This window comes from Klebsiella sp. C360 (genome assembly GCF_048822415.1).
GTDB lineage: Bacteria > Pseudomonadota > Gammaproteobacteria > Enterobacterales > Enterobacteriaceae > Klebsiella > Klebsiella quasipneumoniae.
On the sequence record NZ_JBMEZZ010000035.1, the window covers coordinates 1 to 4,262 of the forward strand.

Sequence of the window (4,262 nt, forward strand, 5' to 3'; positions counted from 1 at the left end):
GTGTGGGGTATGCCTCCCCCGGTGGCGCTGTGCTTACCGGGGCTACGGACCTTGCGGGTTCTGTTGCCCGGACCGGTACACCACATCACCACCGTTAGCGCCCCGCAATATTATTGCCTCTGTAATCAGGCAAGCCTTCCCCCGCCAGATACGGTAAACTAACGCCGATTTTGCATCAGGAAGCCACTATGAACCACTCCCTCAAACCCTGGAATACCTTTGGCATTGAGCGATCCGCCAATACGATAGTACGCGCCGAAACTGAACAACAGTTATTAAGCGCCTGGCAAACCGCTGTCGCGGCTGGCGAACCCACGCTAATCCTTGGGGAAGGCAGTAACGTCCTGTTTCTGAACGACTATGCAGGTACGGTGATCCTCAACCGAATTATGGGGATCGAGGTGAGCGAAACCCCGGATGCCTGGCGCTTGCACGTCGGCGCCGGCGAAAACTGGCATCAACTGGTGCAGTTCACGCTACAGCATGCGATGCCTGGTCTGGAAAATCTGGCATTAATCCCTGGTTGCGCAGGGTCTTCGCCTATCCAGAATATTGGCGCTTACGGCGTCGAATTGCAGCGGGTTTGCGAATATGTTGACTGCATCGAGCTGGAAACGGGACGTAAACAACGCCTTTCCGCAGCGGAATGCCGTTTCGGCTATCGCGACAGCATCTTTAAACATGAATATCAGGACCGCTACGCCATCGTCGCGATTGGCTTGGCGTTAGAGAAAGCGTGGCGACCGGTGCTGAGCTACGGTGATTTAACACGTCTCGATCCGCAGACGGTCACCCCGCAGCAGGTATTCGATGCGGTCTGTCATATGCGAATGACTAAATTGCCGGATCCAAAGATTAACGGTAATGCTGGCAGCTTTTTTAAGAACCCGATCGTGAGCGCTCAGGTTGCTGAAGCGCTGCTGGCGCAGTTCCCTGATGCACCGCACTATCCGCAGGCAAACGGCAGCGTCAAGCTGGCCGCTGGCTGGCTAATCGATCAATGTCAGCTCAAAGGACAACGCATCGGCGGCGCGGCCGTGCATCGACAGCAGGCGCTGGTACTGATTAATGAAGATCAAGCGACCAGTGAGGATGTGATAAAGCTTGCCCATTACGTTCGCCAGCAGGTGGGTGCGAAATTCAATGTATGGCTTCAACCCGAGGTGCGCTTCATTGGAACGCATGGTGAAGTCAACGCAGAGGAGAGCATTGCGTGAAAGACCATACTATCCCTTTAACGCTAATTTCTATCCTTGCTGATGGTGAGTTTCACTCAGGTGAACAGCTTGGCGAGCAGTTAGGCATGAGCCGGGCGGCGATTAATAAGCATATCCAGACTTTACGCGACTGGGGCGTTGATGTGTTTACCGTACCGGGCAAGGGTTACAGCCTGCCAGAGCCTATTCATCTTTTGGATGAGAAAAAGATCTCCCAACAGATAGAGCATGGCCGAGTGACTGTCCTTCCGGTAATCGACTCCACTAACCAGTATTTGCTGGACAGACTGGATGAGCTGACGTCCGGCGATGCCTGCGTGGCTGAATATCAGCAGGCAGGGCGGGGCCGGCGAGGCAGAAAATGGTTTTCCCCCTTTGGCGCGAATCTCTATCTCTCAATGTACTGGCGTCTGGAGCAGGGCCCGGCAGCGGCTATTGGCCTAAGCCTGGTGATCGGTATTGTGATCGCTGAAGTGCTGCAGCAACTCGGGGCCGAACAGGTTCGCGTGAAATGGCCGAACGATATTTATCTGCAGGATCGTAAGCTGTCAGGGATCCTCGTGGAACTGACGGGAAAAACGGGCGATGCCGCACAAATCGTCAGCGGCGCGGGTATCAACCTTGTGATGCGTCACGTGGAGTCTGATGTCGTCAATCAGGGTTGGATCAGTCTTCAGGAAGCAGGGGTGGTCATCGATCGTAACCTCCTCGCCGCGCGCCTGATTAAAGAGCTGCGCCTGGGACTGGAGCTGTTCGAGCAGGAAGGGTTGGCTCCTTATCTGCCGCGCTGGGAAAAACTGGATAACTTTATTCATCGTCCGGTAAAACTGATTATCGGTGATAAAGAAATTTATGGCATTTCCCGCGGTATTGACGCCCAGGGGGCGCTATTGCTGGAGCAGGATGGTGTGATAAAAGCCTGGGTCGGTGGTGAAATATCATTGCGCAGCGCAGAATAAAAAAGGGAGCTTCGGCTCCCTTTGCTTTATTTCCGTAAGCGTACCTGATTAACAGAATGATTGGCGCTCTTAGTCATAATCAGGCTGGCGCGCTCACGAGTTGGAAGGATGTTTTCCTTGAGATTCATTAGGTTAATCTCATTCCATAGCGAGGTGGCAATATCCACCGCTTCTTCCTTCGACAGCTTGGCGTAATTATGGAAATAAGAATCCGGGTCGGTAAATGCTCCTTCCCGGAATTTAAGAAAGCGGTTGATATACCAGCTTTTCAATAATTCTTCCGGGGCATCGACATAAATAGAAAAGTCGACAAAATCCGATACGAATACATGATGCGGATCGTGTGGATAATCCATCCCACTTTGCAGAACATTCAGTCCTTCAAGAATGAGAATATCCGGTTGCGCGACGGTTTTATCGCCGTCGGGGATAACATCATAAATTAGATGGGAATAAACCGGTGCAGTTGCCTGTGGTACTCCTGATTTGAGATCGGAGACAAACTTCACCAGCCGATGCATATCATAAGACTGCGGAAAGCCTTTCTTCTTCATTAACCCACGTTCTTTCAAAACCGAGTTAGGGTGCAAAAATCCGTCAGTGGTAATGAGTTCGACATGGCGATGCTCAGGCCAACGGCTAAGTAAGGCCTGCAGTACACGGGCGGTGGTGCTTTTACCTACCGCAACGCTGCCAGCTATGCTGATTATATAGGGGATTCGCTGACCGTTGGTGCCAAGAAATTGTTCGAGAACCGCCTGACGACGCAGGTTAGAACTAATATAGAAGTTGAGCAAACGCGACAGCGGCAAATAGATCTCAGCAACCTCTTCCAGAGAGAGATCTTCGTTGATGCCTTTTAACCGCGTGATTTCTTCCTCGGTTAACGTCATCGGGACAGAATCACGAAGTGCAGCCCATTGGTGGCGGTTAAATTGTAGGTACGGTGTCATTAACGTCTGCTCTTTTTGGCTCATAAGCATGTTCTTACCATCACCGAATACGTTGAAACGGCGATGCTTCACACGAGTTAATCAGGACAATGGGCAGGAGGGTAACACCAGATTGCCGGGAATAATAAGAAAAAAACTCATTGAATGCTGCTTTCTCGCGCCAGCGTCACAAGAGAGGAATAAGTTTCTTATGCTTTGCAAAGTATGGCCTTTGCTAACAGGATAGTGCTAACGGCCTGCTGCCTTTCAGGCTGCGGTCAGCATAGGTTCCGGGTAAACGTGAATGACCGGAACCGCGCCTGCTGTGCTGTTTGCTGGCGATTATTTGCACTCCGTTGTTTGAAATTACACCGTTTTTTCGCGTAAGAGCACAAAATGTGAGCAAGAGAACGTTTTATGCAAATTTTTAGTTGCATGAACTCGCTCCTCTCCCTAGAATGCGCGCTACTTGATGCCGACTTAGCTCAGTAGGTAGAGCAACTGACTTGTAATCAGTAGGTCACCAGTTCGATTCCGGTAGTCGGCACCATAACAATTTGGGTGGGGTTCCCGAGCGGCCAAAGGGAGCAGACTGTAAATCTGCCGTCATCGACTTCGAAGGTTCGAATCCTTCCCCCACCACCACTTTCTGGCGACGCTTTGCGTAGCCGGAGTTGGTTGGGTAAACTAATCAGCTCAATACTACAGAGAGCAGTCTCTTTAGTATTACAGAAAGAACTGGGTAGCCGAGTTTCAGGATGCGGGCATCGTATAATGGCTATTACCTCAGCCTTCCAAGCTGATGATGCGGGTTCGATTCCCGCTGCCCGCTCCAGACGTGCTGATATGGCTCAGTTGGTAGAGCGCACCCTTGGTAAGGGTGAGGTCCCCAGTTCGACTCTGGGTATCAGCACCACTTCTTTTCTCTCCTTCCCTGTTTCTCTTCTGTTATGTTCATTCAACAAGTCGGGCATGTTGCCTGGTTGATGTGGTGATATCACCGATTTATCCGTGTCTTAGAGGGACAATCGATGTCTAAAGAAAAGTTTGAACGTACAAAACCGCACGTTAACGTCGGTACTATCGGCCACGTTGACCATGGTAAAACAACGCTGACCGCTGCCATCACTACCGTACTGGCTAAAACCTACGGC

At 51.2% G+C, this 4,262-nt stretch carries 4 protein-coding genes and 4 tRNA genes; 7 read left to right on the top strand and 1 reads right to left on the bottom strand.

All coding sequences use genetic code 11. The features are described from left to right. Positions 1-188: 188 nt before the first annotated feature. The gene (murB, locus tag ACOI7D_RS27510) at positions 189-1,217 is read left to right on the top strand and encodes a UDP-N-acetylmuramate dehydrogenase (RefSeq protein ID WP_048336577.1); all 1,029 of its coding nucleotides are present in this window, start codon (positions 189-191) and stop codon (positions 1,215-1,217) included. Next, the gene (gene birA / locus ACOI7D_RS27515; RefSeq protein ID WP_023291589.1) at positions 1,214-2,176 is read left to right on the top strand and encodes a bifunctional biotin--[acetyl-CoA-carboxylase] ligase/biotin operon repressor BirA; all 963 of its coding nucleotides are present in this window, start codon (positions 1,214-1,216) and stop codon (positions 2,174-2,176) included. Before murB ends, birA begins: the two co-directional genes overlap by 4 nt. Positions 2,177-2,202: 26 nt before the next feature. On the opposite strand, the gene coaA is transcribed toward birA, so the two are convergent. Beyond that, complete coding sequence (gene coaA, locus ACOI7D_RS27520) at positions 2,203-3,153, bottom strand: type I pantothenate kinase (protein ID WP_032429237.1); 951 nt, start codon at positions 3,151-3,153, stop codon at positions 2,203-2,205. 429 nt (positions 3,154-3,582) lie between these two features. Here coaA and ACOI7D_RS27525 point away from each other — a divergent pair. From ACOI7D_RS27525 to ACOI7D_RS27545, 5 genes are all read left to right on the top strand, one after another. Continuing rightward, positions 3,583-3,658, top strand: a tRNA-Thr gene (locus ACOI7D_RS27525). A 10-nt stretch (positions 3,659-3,668) separates the two neighbouring features. Beyond that, a tRNA-Tyr gene (locus tag ACOI7D_RS27530) sits at positions 3,669-3,753 on the top strand. Positions 3,754-3,868: 115 nt separating this feature from the next. Beyond that, a tRNA-Gly gene (locus tag ACOI7D_RS27535) sits at positions 3,869-3,943 on the top strand. Between the two features lie 5 nt (positions 3,944-3,948). After that, positions 3,949-4,024 (top strand) — tRNA-Thr (locus ACOI7D_RS27540). A 115-nt stretch (positions 4,025-4,139) separates the two neighbouring features. Further along, a partial coding sequence (locus tag ACOI7D_RS27545) for a GTP-binding protein (RefSeq protein ID WP_004202223.1) occupies positions 4,140-4,262 on the top strand: 123 nt, incomplete at its 3' end.